General features: G+C 53.7%; 19 protein-coding genes and 1 pseudogene. 8 read left to right on the forward strand and 12 right to left on the reverse strand.

What is annotated here, in order from left to right; all coding sequences use genetic code 11:
- Positions 1-222: 222 nt before the first annotated feature.
- Positions 223-1,227 (forward strand): NADP-dependent oxidoreductase, encoded by a 1,005-nt coding sequence (locus tag KO116_RS16990; protein ID WP_035564188.1) that lies wholly within the window; start codon positions 223-225, stop codon positions 1,225-1,227.
- 269 nt (positions 1,228-1,496) lie between these two features.
- Positions 1,497-4,043, forward strand: coding sequence for a glucose/quinate/shikimate family membrane-bound PQQ-dependent dehydrogenase (locus KO116_RS16995; RefSeq protein ID WP_035564186.1), 2,547 nt, complete (start codon positions 1,497-1,499; stop codon positions 4,041-4,043).
- A gap of 72 nt (positions 4,044-4,115) precedes the next feature.
- Here the strand turns inward: KO116_RS16995 and KO116_RS17000 are convergent.
- Positions 4,116-6,188 (reverse strand): annotated as a pseudogene (locus tag KO116_RS17000) (TonB-dependent receptor family protein).
- Between the two features lie 153 nt (positions 6,189-6,341).
- On the opposite strand from KO116_RS17000, the gene KO116_RS24745 reads away from it, so the two are divergent.
- Positions 6,342-6,515, forward strand: coding sequence for a YqaE/Pmp3 family membrane protein (locus tag KO116_RS24745; RefSeq protein ID WP_035538925.1), 174 nt, complete (start codon positions 6,342-6,344; stop codon positions 6,513-6,515).
- 40 nt (positions 6,516-6,555) lie between these two features.
- Here the strand turns inward: KO116_RS24745 and KO116_RS17010 are convergent, their stop codons facing one another.
- On the reverse strand, positions 6,556-7,059 hold the full coding sequence (locus KO116_RS17010; RefSeq protein ID WP_035564184.1) for a nucleoside deaminase: 504 nt from the start codon (positions 7,057-7,059) through the stop codon (positions 6,556-6,558).
- A 49-nt stretch (positions 7,060-7,108) separates the two neighbouring features.
- Positions 7,109-8,371, reverse strand: coding sequence for a dicarboxylate/amino acid:cation symporter (locus tag KO116_RS17015; RefSeq protein ID WP_035564182.1), 1,263 nt, complete (start codon positions 8,369-8,371; stop codon positions 7,109-7,111).
- 302 nt (positions 8,372-8,673) lie between these two features.
- Here KO116_RS17015 and KO116_RS17020 point away from each other — a divergent pair, with 302 nt between their 5' ends.
- From KO116_RS17020 to KO116_RS17035, 4 genes are all read left to right on the forward strand, one after another.
- The gene (locus KO116_RS17020; protein WP_035565389.1) at positions 8,674-9,690 is read left to right on the forward strand and encodes an IS30 family transposase; all 1,017 of its coding nucleotides are present in this window, start codon (positions 8,674-8,676) and stop codon (positions 9,688-9,690) included.
- Positions 9,691-9,815: 125 nt separating this feature from the next.
- Entirely contained in the window at positions 9,816-10,304 is a 489-nt protein-coding gene (locus KO116_RS17025) for a DUF6438 domain-containing protein (protein ID WP_052703793.1), read from the forward strand.
- Positions 10,305-10,369: 65 nt separating this feature from the next.
- Positions 10,370-10,585: a TIGR02450 family Trp-rich protein gene (locus tag KO116_RS17030; RefSeq protein ID WP_035563866.1), complete on the forward strand. Its 216-nt coding sequence runs from the start codon at positions 10,370-10,372 to the stop codon at positions 10,583-10,585.
- Positions 10,586-10,840: 255 nt separating this feature from the next.
- A complete protein-coding gene (locus KO116_RS17035) occupies positions 10,841-11,047 on the forward strand; it encodes a cold-shock protein (protein ID WP_007111402.1) in 207 nt (68 codons plus the stop codon).
- A 152-nt stretch (positions 11,048-11,199) separates the two neighbouring features.
- On the opposite strand, the gene KO116_RS17040 is transcribed toward KO116_RS17035, so the two are convergent.
- Entirely contained in the window at positions 11,200-12,084 is an 885-nt protein-coding gene (locus tag KO116_RS17040) for a putative RNA methyltransferase (protein WP_035563862.1), read from the reverse strand.
- A 103-nt stretch (positions 12,085-12,187) separates the two neighbouring features.
- On the opposite strand from KO116_RS17040, the gene KO116_RS17045 reads away from it, so the two are divergent.
- The gene (locus KO116_RS17045) at positions 12,188-15,661 is read left to right on the forward strand and encodes an acyl-[ACP]--phospholipid O-acyltransferase (protein WP_035563859.1); all 3,474 of its coding nucleotides are present in this window, start codon (positions 12,188-12,190) and stop codon (positions 15,659-15,661) included.
- 253 nt (positions 15,662-15,914) lie between these two features.
- On the opposite strand, the gene KO116_RS25890 is transcribed toward KO116_RS17045, so the two are convergent.
- The 8 genes from KO116_RS25890 to KO116_RS17080 form a co-directional block, all read right to left on the reverse strand.
- The gene (locus tag KO116_RS25890; RefSeq protein WP_235272409.1) at positions 15,915-16,067 is read right to left on the reverse strand and encodes an acyl-CoA thioester hydrolase/BAAT C-terminal domain-containing protein; all 153 of its coding nucleotides are present in this window, start codon (positions 16,065-16,067) and stop codon (positions 15,915-15,917) included.
- Positions 16,068-16,085: 18 nt separating this feature from the next.
- Positions 16,086-16,238 (reverse strand): hypothetical protein, encoded by a 153-nt coding sequence (locus KO116_RS25895; protein WP_235272411.1) that lies wholly within the window; start codon positions 16,236-16,238, stop codon positions 16,086-16,088.
- Between the two features lie 93 nt (positions 16,239-16,331).
- Positions 16,332-17,081 (reverse strand): RES family NAD+ phosphorylase, encoded by a 750-nt coding sequence (locus tag KO116_RS17055; protein WP_035563856.1) that lies wholly within the window; start codon positions 17,079-17,081, stop codon positions 16,332-16,334.
- On the reverse strand, positions 17,078-17,449 hold the full coding sequence (locus tag KO116_RS17060; RefSeq protein WP_035563853.1) for an antitoxin Xre-like helix-turn-helix domain-containing protein: 372 nt from the start codon (positions 17,447-17,449) through the stop codon (positions 17,078-17,080). The genes KO116_RS17055 and KO116_RS17060 overlap by 4 nt, the downstream gene beginning before the upstream one ends.
- 166 nt (positions 17,450-17,615) lie before the next feature.
- The gene (locus tag KO116_RS17065) at positions 17,616-19,343 is read right to left on the reverse strand and encodes a mechanosensitive ion channel family protein (protein ID WP_035563850.1); all 1,728 of its coding nucleotides are present in this window, start codon (positions 19,341-19,343) and stop codon (positions 17,616-17,618) included.
- A gap of 187 nt (positions 19,344-19,530) precedes the next feature.
- Entirely contained in the window at positions 19,531-20,070 is a 540-nt protein-coding gene (locus KO116_RS17070) for a GDYXXLXY domain-containing protein (RefSeq protein ID WP_035563847.1), read from the reverse strand.
- Positions 20,067-21,158 carry a DUF4401 domain-containing protein gene (locus KO116_RS17075; RefSeq protein WP_045812163.1) on the reverse strand — a complete coding sequence of 364 codons (1,092 nt, stop codon included), beginning with the start codon at positions 21,156-21,158 and terminating at the stop codon, positions 20,067-20,069. Before KO116_RS17075 ends, KO116_RS17070 begins: the two co-directional genes overlap by 4 nt.
- A complete protein-coding gene (locus tag KO116_RS17080; RefSeq protein ID WP_035563844.1) occupies positions 21,155-22,129 on the reverse strand; it encodes a DUF2157 domain-containing protein in 975 nt (324 codons plus the stop codon). Before KO116_RS17080 ends, KO116_RS17075 begins: the two co-directional genes overlap by 4 nt.
- Between the last annotated feature and the right edge of the window lie 211 nt (positions 22,130-22,340).

Here is a 22,340-nt window from a genome sequence, read left to right on the forward strand (position 1 = left end):
TTAGCCTAATTAATGCGACAGTAAACCAGTCAAAATAGTGCCACTCTATAAATACAGGGCGACCAGCAATGGTCGCCTTGTTTCTTTTGAGGTGCTATCTCTTACCGCTTTCTCATGCATGGCGAACTTGCAAGCAAGCTAATGGTCTCTATGCTGCAAGGAGTTTAACGCGCGTAGCTGAAACAGATAGCTCAAAGCGCCATTTATTCGCAGGAGGCATTTATGCAGTCACAGTTTTATACGCTTACTGATTACCCCCACGGCCTACCCGATCGCGCTCTGTTTAAACTGGAGACGCAGACGCTGCCTGAGCTAGCCGACGGCGAAGTGCGAATTCGTAATCGCTGGCTCTCTGTGGACCCTTATATGCGGGGCCGCATGAATGGCGTTCGCACTTATGTAGACCCCTTTGAACTCGGCAAACCCATGGAAGGCGGTGCCATTGGTGAAGTGATCGAGTCCAATGATCCAAGCCTCAAGGTGGGTGATCGCGTCAGCCATATGGGCGGCTGGCGTGACATCGCCCAACTGCCTGCCCAGGGAGTCACACCACTGCCTGACTTGGAGATTCCTGAACAGGCTTACCTGGGTGTGTTAGGCATGCCCGGCATGACCGCCTGGACCGGTCTTAATTTGATTGCAGAGTGCAAACCGGGCGATAACGTGCTGGTCAGTGCGGCCAGCGGTGCGGTTGGTTCGTTGGCGGTTCAGTTAGCCAAAGCAAAAGGCTGCCATGTCGTGGGCATTGCAGGTGCTGCCCATAAGCTCGCTTGGCTTGAATCAATGGGGGTTGAGCCGGTTAGCTATCGTGATCGCAATGCGCAGGAGCTCAGCGACGCCATCAAGCTTGCAAGCCCCAATGGCATTGATGTGTATTACGAGAACGTGGGGGGTATTTGTCTGGAAGCCGCCCTCAGCCAGTTAAACGAAGGTGCCAGGATCGCCGTGTGCGGCATGATCGAAAGTTACAACGCTGAAAAGCCCACTCCCGGCCCCAGCAACCTTTCGCAGCTGGTGATACGAAAAGCCAAGATGCAGGGTTTTATCGTGGCAGATCACTGGTCGAGCTATCCCTATTTCCTAAACGAAGTGGCCCCGCAAGTCGCCGCTGGCAAACTGGCTTATAAAGAAACCGTGAAAGAGGGTTTAGAGAGCGCCCCAGAGGCTTTCTTAGCACTGTTTGAGGGCGGTAATACCGGTAAGATGCTGGTCAAACTAGACAGCTAATCGTTGCGTTAGATTAAACTTACAGGTGCTCCCTACCCCACACCCCAAAAGCCGCGCTACGTTGATAGTGCGGCTTTTTTATTGATCACTGTTCATGCTTACCTACCAGAAATCATTAGACCAAAAGCGAATTGATTATTAAAATCGATTAGCTGTTGAGATGTGTTTTAACCCATCGGCATTGCTGATGGGTTAAAGCACACTGCTGAATCGCCGCTTAGCAGCCACTACTAAGCGGCATTAACTCGTTGTTAAATAGGGGTTACCTCATGGATGAACACTTACGTACGCACAGCAGATGGCCGCTATTACTGCTTGGCCTTTTGCTAGTTGCGGCGGGACTTGCCTTGGCCATTGGCGGCGGCAAGCTGCTTAGCGTAGGCGGCAGTGCTTATTACTTAATTACCGGCATAGGCGTTATCGCCAGCGGTGTTTTACTGGCAATGCGCCGGGGAGCAGCGCTCTGGCTGTATGCGCTTATCTTGTTTGCGACGCTTGTATGGGCGTTATGGGAAGTCGGCTTAGACTGGTGGCAGTTGGTGCCACGCGTTGCGATCCTCTGTCTAATCGGAATTATTCTACTGCTTCCCTGGTGGCGTAAACCGTTACATTCACGGGGCGGCAGCTTGGCATTGGTAGGTAGCATTATTGCTGCCATCTTGGTGGCTATTGCGAGCCAGTTAAGCGACCCAGGCAGAATCGAAGGGACGATTTCCAACCCCAACGAAGCGGCTAGCACCGTTAACCCTGCGCAAGTAGCGGGAGACGACTGGCCCGCCTATGGCGGCACCAACGCAGGCACTCACTACTCCTCGCTTGAACAGATTACGCCTGACAACATCGGCGAACTGGAAGAGGTATGGCGCATTCAAACCGGCGATGTGGCGGGGCCCAGCGCGCCGCCCGAAATCACCAACCAGAATACCCCGCTTAAAGCAAACGACAGCCTATATATTTGTACCTCGCACAGCCGCGCGATGGCGCTCTCCCCGGAAACAGGGGAAACATTGTGGGAGTTTGACCCCGAGGTGAGCACGCTGGGTGCCGAGGATTTCTCGCTCTGGGCGCATATGACCTGCCGCGGCCTCGCCTACTACGATGCGGCTAATTACGCCGCTGGTTCAGACACTAGCGAAACAGCGGATGACAGCGAGGCCGGCAACAATAGCGCCGCGACGAGTGACACAGCGCTCTCTTTCGACATCTTCGATAACAATGATATTTTCAGCCTCGACCTCTCTTTTCTATCCTTGATGTTTGGCGCTGAAAATGAAGGCAACTCACAGCCCATGCTTAGCGAAACGGATGTCATGTGCCCACGCAGGCTTTACCTGCCCACCGCTGATGCGCGTTTAATTGCGCTGAATGCTGACACCGGTGAACGGTGCGCCAACTTTGGCGAGAATGGTGAAGTCGACTTGACCAACAATATTGGCGACTTCGACCCTGGTGGTTACTACTCCACCTCGCCTGCTACAGTAACTGAAAATCTGGTTATTCTTGGGGGACACGTTACTGACAACAGCTCCACTGATGAGCCTTCTGGCGTCATTCGCGCTTTTGACGTGCATACCGGCGAGTTGGTGTGGAACTGGGATAGCGGTAACCCCGATGACACCGAACCACTGGCTGAAGGCGAAACCTACACCCGTAACTCGCCTAACGTATGGGCGCCGATTAGCGTAGATGAAGAACTCGGCATGGTTTACCTGCCCATGGGCAACGCGACGCCTGACCAGTATGGCGCTAACCGTAGCGAAAACGATGAAACCTATAGCGCAGGCTTGGTGGCACTTAACTTGGCAGATGGCCAAGTGGAATGGGTTTATCAGTTTGTCCATCACGACTTATGGGATATGGACACACCCGCCCAACCGGTGCTGATTGACCTGGTCACAAATGAAGGCCCCCAGCCCGCGGTGATTCAGCCGACCAAGCAAGGCAGCCTTTACGTCTTGAACCGTGAAACCGGTGAGCCGATTGTGCCCATCGAAGAGGTGCCTGCTCCGCAAGGCGCTGTTGAAGGCGACTGGACAGCGGAAACACAGCCGCGCTCAGCGCTAAACCTGCTGCCTCCCCCGCTCACCGAACGCGATATGTGGGGTGCGTCACCGTTTGACCAAATGATGTGCCGCATTCAGTTCAACTCGTTGCGTTATGAAGGCCAGTACACGCCGCCTTCGCTGGAAGGCAGTATTGTTTATCCGGGTAATGTCGGGGTAATGAACTGGGGTGGCGTCGCTGTTGACCCTGAGCGTCAAGCGTTGTTTACCGGTGCTAAATACCTGGCATTCGTCTCCACCCTGGTACCTCGCGAAGAGGTAGAAGAAGGCCAAGGCTCGGCCAGCGAACAGGGGTTGCAGCCTAATGCAGGCGCCCCCTATGCCGTTGAGCTTGGCCCACTGCTTTCCGTGCTAGGACTGCCCTGCCAAGCACCCTCCTGGGGTGATGTGGCCGGTATCGATCTACAAAGCGCAGAAGTGGTATGGAAACATCGTAATGGCACGACACGCGACAGCATGCCGTTCGACCTGCCGATTGGGCTGAATGTCGGTGTTCCCGCACTCGGCGGCCCGCTCACCACTGCGGGCGGTGTATCGTTTCTGAGCGGCACGCTAGATCAGTACCTGCGTGGCTACGACATCACCACTGGCGAGGAAGTGTATAAAGCGCGCCTTCCAGCAGGGGGTCAAGCCACACCCATGACCTACACCGGCGAAGATGGTCGTCAGTACGTCGTGGTCACGGCAGGGGGTCACGGCACCTTTGGCACCAAAATGGGTGACTATGTGATTGGCTACGCGCTGCCTGAATAACCGATCGAACTAATAGACCCACCAACGAAAACGGGCGGCCCATTGGGTCGCCCGTTTTTATTTATGCAGCGTTTAGAAACGCACTTCTAATCCGCCATAAACGCTGCGTCCAGGAGCAGGTTCATAGAAACGACCAAAAGTGCCGTTCAAGCGCACATTGGAATAATGCTAATGCTCTTCATCTAATAGGTTGCGCACGCCCACATAGGCATTTAGCCGCGTATCGCTGCCCAACTGCCAACCATCTCCCACCCGCAGATTGACCAGCCAGTAGCTATCGACCTCGGTTTCATTGGCATTGTCCGCCACCAAGTCACCCACGTATTGGGTTTCCAGGGTCGCAAAGCGTTCATCAACTCCTTCCCAGGTTAGCTGGTTGACCCAGGTCTGTTCAGGTAAGCCGGGGATACGGTTGCCGCCAAAGCTTTCCGTTGGTGTGGCAAATTGATCAAACTCATAGCGCGCCAGCGTCAGGGCGCTATCCAACCGCCACTGGTCGGCTAACTGCCAACCGAGCGCCAACTCGATACCGTCACGATCAGTATCACCCGCGTTCTGGTAGAGCGTGCGCCCCCCATTTTCCTCTTCGTAAGGGACTAGCTCATCGCGCACGCGTACTGAAAACAGCGCCAAGTCATAATCCATTGCGAGTGGCCCCACATAGCCACGCAACCCCACCTCGCGGTTCCACGCTTTTTGTGGCTCAACCGCCGGGTTAAAACCGCCGCCCGCTGGGTTAGCAAACTCTGAGAACGTTGGGGTTTCAAAGGCGGTGCCGGTGTTGATATACGCCTGATGCTGTGGGCGATAGCGGTAGCTAAGCCCCGCCGAGCCGCTCCACTCATTAAAGGTTTGCTCGCCGCTTTGATCACCATCGCTTTGATAGCGATCATCTACTTCCAACTCCACCCGATCAAAACGTGCGCCAAGCGAAAGCGTGACCTGCTCGGTTAAAGCCAAATCACCTTGAGCAAACACCCCCGCCGAGGTTGCCGTTTGGGTCTCTTCCGCCAGCTGCTCACCAACAACACCCTGCGGATTGACATCGTTCCTAAAGCGCTCGTCGTCTTGGCGAGCCACATCTACACCGGTGATATAGCTCAGCGGTAGGCTGCCCAGGCTGACCTCATGGTGATACTCGGCGCTCGCGCCCAGGTAATCACGCTGGTAGCCGATGCGGCTGTCACCCACGTAGGGCAGTTGCTGCTCAAAATCGCGTTGGGAGATAAAGCCTTTTAAGTAGAACTCGCCAGGGCCTGCGGACAAATCTTCGTACTGTAAGCCGAGGAGCTGTTGATCAACGTTCTGACCCGCATCCAGCGCCAGGGAGTTCGGCGCTGCCTGATCGCGGCCACTCGCCACCTCACTTGCATTCAGCGCACCGGGATCTTCAGAGCGGGGATTATCGAGCAGATTGATAATCGCGGTTAACGCACGGTCGCTGCCTAACTCGCGGCGTAGTTTGGCATTCAACAGGTACTTTTCCGTGGAGCTCTGCTCTCGATAGCCATCGACATTAAGCGCTGAAAAGCTCACATGGTGCGACCAATCCCCTTGGGTGCCACCGGTTTGCACGACCGCCTTACGGTAGCCATCGCTTCCCACCTCGGTACGCACGCTCGAGCCAGGGTTATCGCGCCCATTTGCGGTGGTGATATCAATCACCCCGCCCGCCGCATTGCCATAAAGCACCGAAGAAGGCCCACGGATGACTTCAATACGCTCAGCGCTGTCCAGATCAATGGCATCTAACTGCGCCTGGCCGTCCGGCAGCGTGTAGGGAATACCATCGACCATCACGGTAATACCGCGCACGCCAAACGGCGCGCGAGCACCAAAACCGCGGATGGAAATGCGCTGGCCCTGGGCGAAGTTATCGCGGTTCTGCAGAAAAACACCCGGCACACGCACCAGTGACTCATCCAATCGCGCGCGCTGCTGGCCTTGCGCAATGGCTTCGCGGTCAATGCTGGAAACCGCCGCGGGCGTATCATATAGCTCACGTGCCAAACGGGGCGCGGTTACTTCCACGGTGGCCAGGTTAGTGTTATTCGCTGGGCTCCCTTGAGCCCAGCTTTGACTTGCTACAAAGCAGCTCAACACCCCTAAAGACGCGGTGGTGACTTTTAATATTATGTTGGGCATGGGGTCCCTCCCAGATAGTGTTAGTGGAAATTAAAAGTGTAAATGAACGATTTTCTATTGGGTTAGTCTGAGCTTATTCACCAAGGCCTGGATAAAACTTCCGACAGTGCCTACACTTGTACAAGTTACACCCCTGAAAGCAAAGGAGGCTTCATGGCGTTTACAGCGACTGATCCGATTAAGATGATTTTTGCCGTTATACTTCCCCCACTCGGCGTATTTTTTGAGGTCGGTTTTAAAGGGCATTTCTGGCTGAACATTATCCTAACGCTATTTGGCTTCATTCCGGGCATCATTCATGCGTTTTATGTGATATTGAAGCACTAGCATTTAATGAAGCTGTTTGTTGAGTATGACGCCGCCTAAGCTAACGCTTAGGCGGCTTTTTTATGACATTAACTAAGGCGTGTCGACGCTGATACAATGCATGCACGCTCTCATCAAGCTCTGGAATAGGGCCTTCTACCTTCAGCCCGGGTACCACCTTTTGAATAGGCAAAGTGGCAACAGGTGGCGGCCCAACCCCTAAATCCGCTAGCCATTCACTTAGCTGCTCTGATGAGCTCGCATAAACAATGCGCCCCAGCCCTACCCAGCCATGAGCAGCAGCACACATGGGGCAATGTTCGCCTGAAGTATAGACAGACGCCGCTGCTCGCGCTTCTGGCGTCATATGCTGTGCTGCCCAGCGTGCCAGAGCAAACTCCGGGTGTTGGGTGGAGTCACCACCGGCAATGCGGTTACGGTCCTCTGCCAACACGTCACCGTCAGCACTTACTAGCACACTCCCAAAGGGCTCATCGCCCGCCTCAAGGGCCTCTTCAGCCAGTTCAATGGCACGTCTCAGATAGATGAGTTCTCGATCATTCATCGCGAGTTCTCCTTTAAATCAACAGCGCTGACTTACTACCCCTTTCTTACTACACCTTTGCCGTTGCAGGCGTATCTTCCAGAGGCGTCTCTTTCAACGCTTCGCCTTCGCTTTGAGCGATAACGGAGGTACCCACTAAATCGCCCGTCACGTTAAGCGCCGTAGCCCCCATTCCCACCAGTGCATCGATAGCGGTAAGCAGCGCAACCGTCTCTATTGGCAGCCCCACTTGAGCAAACACCGTGGCGATCATAATGATTCCCGCGCCTGGCACGCCTGCGGTACCCACCGACACCAACGTGCCAATCAGCACTATCTGCACCATGCTAATGAAATCCAGCGGTGCGCCAATCACATTGGCCGCAAAGACCGCCGAAATGGCGATACGAATCGCCGCGCCATCCATATTTAACGTAGCGCCTAATGGCAGACTGAAGCCGTAGATACTTTTGGAAATCCCTAAACGGTGGGCCGCATTAATGGTGAGTGGTAATGTTCCCGAACTACTTTGGGTCGCAAATGCTGTCGCCATCGGCGTGCGGGCCTCACGAAAGAAAGTGCGTAACTTCACACCAAACAGCCGCATAATGCCGCAATAAATCAGCAAATGAGCGGCGAGTGCGATATACAGCACCACCACCATATCGCCCAACGATAGCAACGTTTCCAACCCCTGCTGGCTTACCGTTTCGGCGACAATCGCAAACACGCCGATGGGCACGTAGTGCAAGACGCCAGACATCACTTTTAAGGTGACCTCATTGAGCGCTTCAATCACCTCATACAAACGTTCGCCCATCGCCTGCTGGTGTTCCGATTGACGCATTTTTAACAAGGCGATGCCGAACACCAGCGCCGTAAAAATAATACCCAGCATATTGAGCTCGGCGAATGCACCAATGATGTTATTAGGCACGATATTAAGTAGCGTATCGACCACACCGGGGTTGTCGGGCACCGAGAAACTAGCCTGTTCGTCCAGCCTCATTCCGCTACCTGGGTTAAACAGGGTAGCGATGATTAAACCCACCGTGATCGCTAATGCTGATGACGCTAAATAGTAGCCGAATACCTTGCCGCCAATACGTCCTGCACTGCCTTGCCTTGACTGATTCACCCCCACCATCAGCGTAAACAGCACAATCGGAACAATCAGAAAAGTAAGCAGCCGAAGTAGTAGATCGCCCAGTGGCGTCAACCAGACCGCTACCGGCTCACCACCCATCAACCCGACCAAAACGCCCAGCACCAGTGCGATGGTGACGCGTAAAATCAACGACGCCTGTGAATAGGCTTTCCATATACGAGTCATTTAAGTCCCTATAGGTTTGCATGTGTGAGCAGGTCTAATTTGAGAAGTATGTACCTCACTTATACATCTCATTCTATTAGTGTGGCACAGCGATATCGACAAGAGAGGAAGGCGGGAGAAACGGCCCCCATCACTGTCGAAGGCCCGTTGGCTTTTTATAGAGTGCAGCCTCCTCAAACACGCACAGCCTTTTGCATGTTTGTTAATTTAGCGATTACTTTATGGAAACCGATGGCGTTAAATACCCCTTGGCCGCAAATTCTGAGTGCAACACCTGACCAAACCGGTAAGGTGTTGACCCCATGTCATATTCTGAACTTTGCATAGAAGAGCGTGCGACGATCCAAGTCAGCCTCGCACAAGGCTTGAGCATCAGGAAGATAGCAGCCCTGCTTGAGCGGTCCCCGGCGACGATCAGTCGAGAGATACGGCGCAATGGATCGTCCGATGGCCATTACCGCCCGTCACACGCGCAACAGCGCCGTCATGACCGCCGAGACAATTGTCGACCAAGGCGAAAACTGTTTCCGGGCAGCCCTCGGTTCGCACTGATTCAGTACATGCTGCGTCGGCGCTTGTCACCCGAGCAGGTTAGCGGCAAGCTCAGGAATATGAATATCCCTGACCTCCGAGACGCCTACGTCTGCCGTGAAACGATCTACAGTGCTATCTACGCGTTGCCCGTCGGTGAGCTGCGAAAGGAACTGATTCACTGCTTGCGGCAAGGAAAATCCACCCGTAAGCCCCGACGTGGGCAAGTTGATCGACGCAACCAGATTCCTGATATGGTCAGCATCCACCTCCGCCCTCCCGAGGTAGAGAAACGTGAATTTCCCGGGCACTGGGAAGGCGACCTGATCAAAGGCAAGGGCAACGCATCGGCTGTCGGAACCCTGGTAGAACTGAAAAGCGGTTACCTGATCCTGGCGAAGATGAACGATGCGACCGCCACCTCGGCCGTGGAAGGCTTTAGCGCTGCGCTGAACCGGATGCCATTGGCTGCGCGGAAGAGCATGACGTATGACCAGGGGCGCGAGATGACGCAGCACGCCAAGATTACCCAGAATACCGGTATTGCCATTTATTTTTGCGACCCACATAGTCCGTGGCAGAGAGGCGCCAACGAAAATATCAATGGTCTCATACGGCAGTACTTGCCCAAGGGAACGGATCTATCGGTCTATACCCAGCAAGAACTGGATGAGATCGCACTTGAGTTGAACATGCGCCCCCGAAAGCGCTTCGACTTCAAGTGCCCTATTGAGGTGATGAGCGAGCAGATGGCGAAGTACCATGAGGCCCTGTCATCTATACATTGACGGTGTTGCACTCAGTGTCTGCATCCGCCCCCTCATTCAAGCATTGAGGTATTGCTGGCACTAATGAAGCCCTTTGCAACTAACGTATCAAGTCAGATTATCTTTACAAGAAAAGGAGTTTTCGCATGCGTTTTTCTATCACCTGTTTAACGGTATCCACATTGGCGCTAATGACAGCGGGCTGCGCGCAACATTCCGCCACGACCAGCGAAAATAGCCTAGCTGAAATCCGTTATGAAGTAGGCCCTTGCTACGGCACCTGTCCTGTCTATAGCGTTGCAGTTGAGGTGGATGGTACAACCCGCTACACAGGTGAACGTCACACTGCCGTGGAAGGTGAGCGCACTCAGGCAGGCAATGCGACTGTTTTTCGTTCGCTGCAAGAGCGACTAGCTGCCATGCAACCCGACATGGGCACAACGCAGCAAACTCTTGATTGCGAACCCCGTGCCTCCGACCTGCCACACTACACAGTGACCTGGATTAACCAGGATGGCTTCCAAGCGGTGCTTGAACACGATACGGGCTGTCACTCTGAAAACGGTCGCGAACGAACTGAGATTCTAAGGAGCCTCAATGCAGAGCTTGGCATTGAAAATTGGGTACAACAGTAAGTGTAATAGTCAGTGCATAATCACTGATGGCAGCTAACACGCGATATCTTTGTCAAGGAGCGCCAATGCATACGATCAATCCGAGTAAGCTACACCACAGCAAATGGACGGCTGCACAGCCAAGCAATAAAGAGAAGCACTTTATGGTTACCCAGTTGCTGCGCGATGAAGAAGAGAACGTAGTAGAGGTCGTGCTTGAGGCTATTTATACTCATCGCGAGCTCATTGTGCCGTGGCAAAGCTTAAAAGATGACAGCGTGTGGAAAGTGGGCTGGCAATAGAGGCATTATAGTAAGCGCAAAGGTAAGATAATCAACAAAGGGTTTGACACGAGCTACAATTCATGACACTGTAGCGACAGTTGGTTAGCAAGCAAGCATGGTTTCAGAAGTGTACGAAAAAGATTTAGAAATGTACGAGATAGACGTGTACAAAATCTTTCGGCAAGACTGTAATTGTATTCCTTGTTTTATCCGCTATTAATCTGGGTGATACCAGGAACTTTACTAAGCGCTTTGCGCGAAAGGATTTTTACTATGTCTACTGGCACAGTTAAGTGGTTTAACGATACTAAAGGCTTCGGTTTTATTGCTCCTTCTGACGGCGGCGATGACCTGTTTGCCCATTTCTCTGAAATTCAAGCAGACGGCTTCAAAACCCTGCAAGAAGGTGCTAACGTTTCTTTTGACGTTACCCAGGGTAAGAAAGGCCTTCAAGCTTCAAACATCAAGCAAATTTCCTAAGTCCAAGCCTCTCAAGGCTTAACGCTTTAGAATTTGCTCGAACCTTCCAAGGTTCGGATAACAGGGCCCGCTTATGCGGGCCTTGTTGCGTTTGGGCACTGCTAATGTGACAAGTACAACAGCTCACCAAAAGACCCTGCTTTAGGCAACGGCTAAACTCGAAGCCACTGTACTACTCGCACGTCCACTGTTGTGACTAATTCCTCCAGCGCCGCTGCGCGCGCACGCCCTTCCGCACTGGCCCGATAAAGATGCGGTGTCATCGCCAATAAATCGGCGACCTCCTCAGCTCCCTTTAGCGCTAGCGTGTAACGCACGTTCTCGCTGCTTTGGTAGGCAAAACCTTCCGGCACTTCCGCCTCATTTGAACGCTCTGGCTTTAATGTGGGGTAAATAATTTCCCGTAGCTCTCGCAGATGATCTGGCCCCGCCTCAACTTGGAGCAGCACTCCACCGGCTTTTAACACCCTGGAGAATTCGCTATACACAGGAAAGCCAAACATGCACAGAACGCTATCTACTGTCCCCGCCTGCACTGGCAGATGCGCATTGCTGCCTACTACCCAACTACTCAATGGGGCTTGTTTATCGTCCTGCTTTGCAGCCGCTAGCACCGCCCATTTAGAGATATCCACTCCCATCAGCGCAAGTGATGACGAATTTGTCGAAGCGTTGGCTAACTGACCCGCGTAAGCTAGCTGACGTAGGTAATAGCCCTCCCCGCAGCCTGCATCCAAGCAGCTAAACAGCTCCTTATTCGCTGTTTTACTTCCTGCATGGCTTAATATGGCGTTACTGACTGCCAGCGCAATGGGCTGGTAGTGCCCAGCATCAAGAAAGCGCTGCCGAGCAGCCACCATGGTTTTGCTATCACCTGGATCTTGTGAGCGCTTTTGCTGTACAGGCAGAAGGTTCACGTACCCCTGTTTGGCAATATCAAAACTATGCCCAGCCACACAACGCCAAACGTTGCCAGCTAGCTCTAGCGTTTCACCATCCAGCGGACAAGCCAACGTTTGAAAAGGGCTTATGCTCATAGGCGTTTCATCTTTAATTAAGAGATAGTGTATGAAAATGTGGTTAAGAAAGTACGTCGTTGAGAGTGCGATAACGCTAAAACACTGTAAAGGTTAACACACCATGCATCGACTACTGCGCATACCGGGCGCCTGGCCCTACCTGATCGCTATTTTTCTCAATGCCTTTGTGGATCTAGGCCACAAGATCGTCATTCAGAACACGATCTTCAAAAGTTACGATGGCGAAGCACAGGTCGTGCTCACCGCACTGGTCAACGGACTTATCCTGCTCCCGTTTATTCTACTGTTTAGCCCAGCGGGCCATGTGGCTGACAGCTACCCCAAGGTGCGCGTTCTGCGCATATCGGCCTGGGCCGCCGTGGCCGTTTCACTGGGCATCACCGCCGCCTACTACCAAGGCTGGTTTTGGCTGGCGTTTGCCATGACGCTATTGCTGGCGATTCAATCGGCCTTTTACTCCCCGGCCAAATACGGCTTAGTAAAAGGGTTGTTCGGCAAGCCGCGTTTGGCGGAAGCCAACGGGTTAATTCAGGCAGTAACCATTGGCGCCATTCTCGCGGGCACCGTGGCGTTTACCGCGCTATTTGAGACCTGGGTGTCACCTGAAGATCAAACCCCAGCACAGCTGTTGCGCCAAATAGCCCCCCTGGGCTGGCTGCTGGTCCTCAATAGCGCTCTCCAGGCGGTGGCGCTTTACCGCCTGCCGCTGGATAACACCACACGACCGGATACCCCGCTTACCTGGCAGCGCTACATCAAGGGCACTGCCCTAAAAGACAACCTGCGGATTATCGCTCGCCAGCCTGTCATCAGGCTCTCCATTATCGGCCTTGCCACCTTTTGGTCAGTGGGCCAAGTGCTACTGGCGGCTTTTCCCGCTTACGCCAAAGATGCCCTGAGTATCGATAACACCTTAGTGCTCCAGGGTATTCTCGCCGCTAGCGGCATCGGGATTGCGCTGGGCTCCCTATTCGCCAGCAAATTTTCCCACAACCGTATTGAAACCGGCTTGATTCCCGTTGGCGCCGTTGGGGTGGCTGTGGGTTTATGGTGTTTGCCGCTGTTAACCACGCCCGTAAGCCAAGCGCTGAACTTTGTGTTTATCGGCATCATGGGTGGGCTTTTCATCGTGCCGCTTAACGCGCTGATTCAGTTTCACGCCGCCGACAACGAGCTAGGCACCGTGCTGGCCGCCAATAACTGGATTCAAAACATCGCCATGCTGGGCTTTTTGGTGCTCACGGCGCTGTTCGCGTTGGCGGGAGTGAATAGCCACTACCTGCTGCTACTGATCGCTACCGTGGCCGTAGTGGGCGGTGGTTACACCATTGTTAAGCTGCCCCAAAGTCTGGTGCGCTTTCTGTTGAGCTTCCTGCTGACACGCCGCTACCGTGTAGACGTCCATGGCTTGCAGAACCTGCCCGCCCAGGGCGGCGTGCTGCTATTGGGCAACCATATCAGTTGGGTGGATTGGGCCATGGTACAGATCGCCAGCCCTCGACCGGTGCGTTTCGTTATGCTCAGATCGGTTTACCAGCGTTGGTACCTGCGCTGGTTCTTCAAAGCCTTGGGCTGTATTCCCATCGAGCGCGGCAGCGGTGCCGAAAAGGCCTTGGCCGATGTCGCTGAACAGCTCAACACAGGCGAGGTGGTATGCCTGTTTCCTGAAGGAGCGATCAGCCGCAATGGCCAGCTAGGCGAGTTCCGCCGCGGCTATGAGCGCGCCTGTGAAATGGCGAATCCAGATGTCAAAATTGTGCCTTTCTATCTACGTGGCCTCTGGGGCAGTCAGTTCTCCCGCTCATCCAACAAGCTTAAAGAGCTGCGCAATGCGCCTCTGCACCGCTCGGTCGTGGTCGCCTTTGGCAAACCGCTGCCCAAGGACACCCCCGCCGATGTACTTAAACGCCGTATCTTTGAGCAGGCCACTCGCTCTTGGCAGAAAGCCATGAACGATCTACCCACACTACCTAACGCCTGGATTCAGAGTGTGAAGCGCCGCCCTAGCGACCTTGCCCTGGCCGATACGCTGGGCCGCCCGCTCAACGCAAGCCAAGCGCTCACCGCCAGCCTGCTGATGGCAAAACGACTTCGTAAGCTCAACCCAGGGCAGAATGTTGGCCTACTGCTACCTACCAGCAGCGCCGGGGTTATCGCCAATATGGCTACGCTGCTGGCGGGTAAAACGGTGGTGAACCTTAATTACACCGCCGACCACGAAGCGCTGACCTCTGCCCTTTCCCAGGCGGAAATCACCACCGTCTTCACCTCACAGCGCTTTGTGAAGAAGCTTGAGCAGCGCGGGCTCGACGTTAGACAATTGCTTCGCGAGAAGCAGGTGGTCTTTTTAGAAGAGCTGCAAACCACGATTGGCCGTGCTGAGCGCTTGAGTACCTGGCTTGCGGTGAGAATACTGCCGACGTGGCTACTACAGCGCTGCTTCTGCCACGGCCATAATGCCGACGCCACCGCCGCTATCCTGTTCTCCAGCGGAAGTGAAGGCGAACCCAAGGGCGTGATGTTGAGCCACCGCAACCTGATGGCCAATATCAAGCAGACCTCCGACGTGCTCAACACCCAGAGCAACGACGTTGTCATGGGCTCACTGCCGCTGTTCCACGCCTTTGGCCTCACGGTCACCCAGCTCCTGCCGCTAATTGAAGGGCTGCCGCTGGTGTGCCACGCCGACCCCACCGATGCCCCCGGCATTGCGGGTGCCATTGCCAAGCACAAAGCCACTATTATGTTCGGCACCTCCAGCTTTTTAAGGCTGTTTGTACGCAGTACAAAAGTGCACCCGCTGATGCTGGAGAGCTTGAGGATCGTGGTCGCCGGGGCAGAGAAGCTCGACGAAAACGTGCGCGAAAGCTTTGCGTTGAAATTCCACAAACCCATTTATGAAGGCTACGGTGCCACGGAAATTGCCCCAGTCGCCTCGGTGAATCTACCCGATGCCATGGGCGTTCACTATCAGCAGGTGCAGCGAGGCAGCAAAGTAGGCACCGTCGGTATGCCGTTACCTGGCACCAGCTTCAAAATCGTCGACCCTGACAGCTTTGAAGAGCTACCTACCGGCGAGGCGGGCATGATATTGATTAGTGGCCCACAAATTATGCAGGGCTATCTCAACGACCCCGACCGCACGGCCAAGGCGCTCCACGAGAGCGATGGCCACCGCTGGTACATAACGGGGGATAAAGGCTTTATCGATGAAGACGGCTTCTTAACTCTAATCGACCGCTATGCCCGGTTCGCCAAAATCGGCGGTGAGATGATCAGCCTAAGCGCCGTTGAGGCGGCGGTTAAAGCGGCTTTGGAGAATACCGACACCGCGCTAATGGCGGTGAATATACCCGACAGCCGAAAAGGCGAGCGCATTGTGCTGCTTTCAGAAACAGCGCTGGATGCCAAAACCCTTAAGACCACTATGCTCGCCAACGGTACACCCCCCATGATGATCCCCAGCCATTGGTTGACGGTAGAGACGATTCCTCATCTTGGCTCTGGAAAAGCAGATTTTGCAGGGGCGAAACGTTTGGCTCAAGAATTGATAGAGGAAGAACTGAAGCATTAAAAGCTGATATAGGAATGAGATACTGTACAGCAAAGCCCAAACTCAATATGTGCTGTGCAGTATCTAGCTCTTCTTAATAAGTCAGCTCTAAAATCAGCAGGCCTCTTAGCGACCGAGATGGGCTTTTTGGATGGGAAAATGATGACCCTTTATCCTATGAAGTCAGGAATTACAGGTGTTTTGAAAAGAAATCTAACAGCAGCCCATAGTGCTTATTCTGCCCTGAACTGCTGGGTATATGATCCTCTCCCTCCTAAAAATGCACTTCAGGGTGACGGCCATGCTCGCGCAGGCGTGTTACCAGACGTTGGGTCATCTCAACCGACCACACTTGGTCTTTGGTGCCATGGGAAAGTAGTAGCGGCCCTGGGTAGCGTTCGATTTCTATCGGCGTGGTCAGCAGCAAGCCTTCGTGACTATCACGCTATGTCCAGGCGCGTTTGCTGACATCCCAGGCTTGCCAGCCCGGGTCACCCACATCGCGAAAACCACGTGCATCAAAGGCACCGCACACCACATCGGGCGGGCTATGGGCTGCGATCGCATTAGATGCGCCTTCGATCTTATCTCCTGCCATCAGTATTTAAAGGCATTTAGACAACCACTCCTTCCTTGTTTTCTGATTCACCCAAACTAGATTTTTGTCAAAACCTGCTCGGAGAGCCGTTCACTAAGCTGGAAAAGGCAACACACCGTGGTGGAGAAAATCATCCAGGTGGTAGGTATAAACGCCTGATGCGTCTTTGCGCTTAAATGACACTTGAGTGGCACTTGTGACACAAAGCCAAGGGCGCATATCGGCTGGCTCATACTGGGTAAGCGCTTCAGGGGTAAACAAGCCCACGCACGCAGCACCCTGACTATCTCTTGCGGAGGCGTACTCAAATGCATCAATGTCCGCCGTACGCATTGCACTACCCAATTGCTGACATGGAGTGTAATCAACCGGATGCTTCAACGCCGGAAAGTGTTCGATAAAGGGGCCTGCATTTAGTCTCACTCCCCGTTTAGCGGCATAGTCTACAGAAAAGAGCGTATGCTCCGAACGCAGCGACGCGGAAACAGGTTCACCTTCCATGGAGTACCAGAAAACCCATCGGTAGTAGGCAGATTCAGCGAGAGTGGTAGCAATACCCTTACCACCATAGAAAATACTTGGCTCAAACACACGGCCAAAACGTGACCCCCATTTGAGAGGGGGATACCGAAAAGGGGTTTTTAGAAGATAGTGCAGGTCTCGCTCCTGTTCAGGGTAAGGCGGTTTAGCCGTTTCAAGCAGTGCTTCAAGCATCTCCTGCTCTTCTAACGTGTCGACATAGCTAAGCGTTGCGACTTGCTCCTGACTCTCCACCAGTCGATAAAGGGTGCCGGAAATAGGTTCGATATTTCGCTCGCCACCACAAGCTTCCCACACACTCACACTTTACCCCGCATACCATCCACGAATCTCAGTACTGCAAACAGCCCCTCCAACCGTGTTACCTGCTCGGCCGGAATGCCACCAGTCACGCGGTTGGATGTGCGCATAAAATGCTGAATCCATTCTTGGTCGCCTCCGGTAAGCGCGAATAAAGCTCGAGCCAAGCGAATAAGCAGCAGAGCTAGTTCGCCCTGCTTAGAGTTCGGGTCAAGCTTCAGGTTTTTTTTAAGCTGGGTAATGGTCGTTCGATGTACGCCTAGCACCTCTGCCAACTCAGACTGCGATAACCCCAACTGCTCAGCTGCACGCAGAACTGCTTTAGCTAACACCATTTCAGAGCTGGGCTTTGTTTGAGTAATGGCTGGCATAGCGCACCTGAATAGATGAGTATCCATCAATAATAGCAAAAAAGATGTTTTTTCACATGCCTAGCCTAAAGCTCAGTTACCCTTTCGCGACTTTTTGTTACCAACGAACGCTCAAACCGAGCTGAGTGCCTCTTCGCTTAATAATGGCTCAACTCGATTTTTTTACTTACTTCTTAGTAGGCACATTAGAACTATCCACTTCCTCCGAGCTTTTTCCTTGCGCCCCACGAGCGATATCGTTATGACTGATGACAACGATTTCACGTGGCCACCACTCTGGATGATTGTCGCGTATATAGGCGAGTAGCTTCTCGCGCACGTTCATCTCGGCTGACCAGCCCGCTAATGGGTCTGAGGTCATTAGATAACATGACACTGTCTGCGCTGTTCCGGTCTGGGCGGTGACGTAACACAGCAGCTTATGGTGTTCGATAACGCTATTTTCCTCTTTAGCGAACTCGATAAATTTATCCCTCACGAGACCGATATCGGCGCTCAAATGCAGGGTCAGCTCTAAAAACCGATACATCTTGGTGCTCTTGACCGATAGGTTTTCAAAGGGCTTGGAAGTAAAGTAGGTAACGGGAACAATCACACGCCGCTCGTCCCACGACCTTAATCGAATGAAGGTATAAAAGATGCCTTCTACGTAGCACCACTGACCTTCAAAAATGACCAGATCGCCAATACGAATAGGCTTGGCAAACGACAGCTGAAACGACGATAAGATATTTCCCAACACCGCTTGACCGGCGACACCCACCAGCACCGCCAGCACACTGGCCGAGGCAAGAATAGAGAGGCCAAGGGACTCAAAGAGTTGGATCTGACCCAGTATGTAGATCGAGACCCCGGTGACGGTGATCAAAATAATGATGCGGCGCAGGGCGTAAAGAGAGGTCAATAGCCGGCGCTCGTCGCGGGGTTTGGTATCGTCTATTTCGCCTACCAACCGCCGCGTCATGCGCAGCATGATGGTATCCACTAAGCGCAGTGCAATCGTACCGGCCCCCCAGGCCAGGATACTGATTAACAGCACGCGAAAGGTGGTCGTCGCGACCGCCGAAAACGACACGACGTAATCCAACAGCATCTGGGTCACCAAGGACATCGCAATGAGCGCTGCGGGCATGCCAATTTGGCTAGCAAAGATGCTGGAGACACCGGAAGGCAACCATTTGGACATCAGCCCGATTAAGCGATGCACCAACCATCCAACCAGGCCGATGAACACTATAAAGATAGGGATGGCAATCCATTCCCAAATTCTCAACACGCCAAACGACGATTGGAAGCGCTCGGGTATGTAACTTTCCAGCATTGAGGGGCCGTACTGCTCATACAAAACGGGGATATAAGACACGCTGATGGGCATGATCAGCCAGACAGGCTCCTGCTCCCCTACTCGGTACCTGCCCAAACGAATATCGTAAGTTTCCCCATTGGCCTGCATGGAAGAGACTTCAATATTGCGGCGGGTTTCACCAACGCGAGGATTCTGGCCAGAGGAGTCTTCAATAACCGCGTCTTCTCGCCCGGGTAAATCAGAGACACTCAGCCATTCTCCGCGGCGAAGAATTTCGGCTAATTGACGAGCCAGTTCACGCCCTTGCGCCGGCTGTTCCGCTGCAGAAAATTCAGCGAGGTTGAGTATATGGGCTGCGGCGTCGTACTCTTCCTGACCGGTGAGTTCCAAAAAACTTCGAATCGACTCGCGAGGCGTTACCCGGTTTGCTTCTTCAGGTACTTCACCCAACCCACTATTGATCACATCGACGGTAAACCATCGGCTGCTCTCGCTCTCTCCTCCTTGAGTTTGTGCTGCACATAGACTGGAAAATGTTAGCGCTAATACCAACACCCCCCATGCGAGCCACGAGCTGGTTACTTTCATAAATACCTTATTCATTTTGGTGAGCCACGTTGCCAACCACCGACACGCTAATTAATAGCCAGCCCAAAGGTCATCTGGCGCTATCCTTGTCAGTGGGAGCAGGAATTACAGCTTACCTTTCTACAGGGTGCAAGGCGCACCGGGGATATCACGGGCGAAAAGTGAGCAACCGCATGAAAACCAGCCCTCACTGGGTCATTTCACCCAACCGATTAAGCGCTTCATCGTACATAGCGACCAACAGCAGCTCGCCCTTAGTGTTCACCCGAAACTGGCCGTACCGGGCAGACGCATACCGCTCAGCGTGACCTTCTTGGAAGAAGAACGCATCGGTGGCAAAGCGAACTTGGCCGTTGCGCAGGCGATAGCGCAAACGCTTTTCCTTAGCACCCAACGCAGCCCCATTATCTAAGCGCTGAAAGTGAGCGACACGCTGTCCATCTAGCCGCACAACCACAGCGCCATTGTGGGCTTTCTGAGACCTTCCTTGCGGCACTGACTCTTGTTGCGCTAGTGCGCTTAGAACCTGATTTCCCAGCGCGAAACTCAGCGCCATGTAATCGCCCTGTATTAATGAGCGCGGATCGACTGGCGCCAGTTCCAGATAGACAATCTTACCCGAGGCTAAATGGCGCTCTTTTTGCCAAATCGCGCCATTAACAACAGCCAGCACCACAATGGCAGCCGCGATCACTAGCCATCGATACTGTTTAGGGGTCAGTTTCATTCGTAGCGCCCCCTTTCCGTATGCTCGCTTTCACGCTGGGGCAGACGTTTATGCAACAACCAACGCAGCGTCAGCATACTTAACCCCATGATGAGCAGTGAAAGTGCTTTAACGAATAGCGTTGTATCCAGCCAATAGTAATAACTGCCCATCCCCATCAATAGCGAAAACACCCCTATGCCGACCAACGGGCGGTGACCAATGGCGAAACCTAGCAGCAAAATGACCACCCCAACGGCGATGCCAGGTGCATAAAAAGCGATCAGCAGTATCACCACCGGCGCGATATAGATGCTTCCGTGGAAACGGTAGGGACTTTGCCGCCGGCACACCGCATACAGGAGCGCCACCAAAGAGACCGCGACGAATAAAGCATTAAGCCAAGGCGCTAGCCGACTAAAACCACCGCTTGAGTGCTCCTCAAACCAGAACCAGAAAACCTGCTCATTGGGCACGACGCCCTGTATGGCCAAAAGACCAATCAACAGCCCATAGCCCCAGGCCTGCACGTGTTTGATGCGGTTAGGCCAGCGGAACTCATTGAGCCAGAGCAGCGTTATCACCAACAATACAAAACCACTGGCGAGGGGCGCCAAGCTGCTGGTTGCCAAGGCCATATAGAACGCCAGCGTGGCGGCAAATGCTGAAAACGTACGATGTACCTGGCTCGGCATGACCAACGCCAAAACACACTGTAAACCAACGAGTGACCAGCCCAATAGCGACCATAATGAATAAGGGGTTGCTTCCCACCAAGCCACCAAGGCCCAGACGATGAGAAGCTGCCCCGCCAGACTAACGGCCAGTGCCAAGTGTTCCAACACATCGCCGCGGGCCCTGCGAAACAGACCAAACGCAGCGCCAATCATCACAACACCTAGCCCCATTGAAGCAGCGCTGCTTTCCACCACGAACACCAAGCCCATGGCAATAAACCCAAGCAGAAACAGCGCCGCTAACCAGCCTGAAAAGGCCTGAAGCGCGCGTACAAACCAAGGCGGTTCCAACGACGCTGAGGTGGGTGACTCATTTAACGTGATGCCCGCGCGGCTCAGTTTGGTTTTTAAATCCACATTACTGTTCGTCATTGTGAAAGCGCCCGATGTAGCCGCTTCAGCCATATCACCGCGCCAGCGCCCATCGCTAACACCGCGATGGTGATCAACATCAGACTTCCCTCCTGCCAATCGCCTTCCCATAATAACAGCCGGGCAAGGAGCAGGGTCGCCACCATGATTAGCGAGACACAACCCCCCGCGAGCATGAATAGATTAGGCCGCCCATAGCGGTAAACGCCATATAGCCCCGCCAGCCAAAACGGGTAAATCGCCACTACTGGCGACCAAACGAGGCCTGCGTCAACTAACAAAGACATCATTAACAATGTGACAGGAACGCCACTACCCACCGACATTAGGCGAATGGCCCACTGACTGGAACGCCAGTCCAGATAATGCGTACCCCACTCAACGACCACCAGAGCGAGGGTGTTGAGCCCAAACAACCCCCACAATGCGGCGTCACTGCTGGCCAACACACCCAACGGCCCGCCCCAGGTCCGGCAATAGAGCCCGACCGCCAGGTTCAGCAATCCCAGCCACACTACCCAGAGCAGAGGGAAGCGCGCCACCCAGACCCAAGGCAGCACGAGCAGCGCCCAGGTAAAAAAAAGCTGCCAAGGGTCGGCACCAGTTTGATACACCTGACCGAATAGCCCCAGCAGCACGCCCACTAACAAACTGGCCGCCGTTAACGCGACACGCTTAACGGCTGGGCTAGCCTGTGGCCAAAGGGCGAAACCCACTGCCATCAGCAGCGTCGCCTCCACCACGCCAAAGCGCAGCCAGCGCTCCATCTCGGCCCAGTGATAGGCCACCCAAAACAGCACTGAAAATGCCGTTGCTAACCCACCCAGCCACAGCAACAGTCGGTCAACCAATATCACCCACTCGCGTGGCATCGGCCATAGCCCAGCCACTTCAAGAGCACGTGCCACCTGCTCAGGCGGTATAGCGCCCTGCTCAATTAACGACACCAACTCACGTCGAGTGGAAGTCATAGGGTTCCTTGGCCATAGGTAAACGTTGAGAATAAGGATGCGTGCTGGTCAGAGGGCGCCCAACACAACGCTTTATACACTTCCGACAATGGCTGCTCGGCTATCCATATGAGGCTATCAATCTCTACACCATATAAGTTATGTAGAACTTTATACCGACCCAAGCGTCGAACCATAGCTTCTTGTATAGCTTCTTATATAACTTCATACG

The sequence above is a fragment of the Halomonas sp. KO116 genome, from assembly GCF_000734975.2.
GTDB classification, from domain to species: Bacteria; Pseudomonadota; Gammaproteobacteria; order Pseudomonadales; family Halomonadaceae; genus Vreelandella; species Vreelandella glaciei.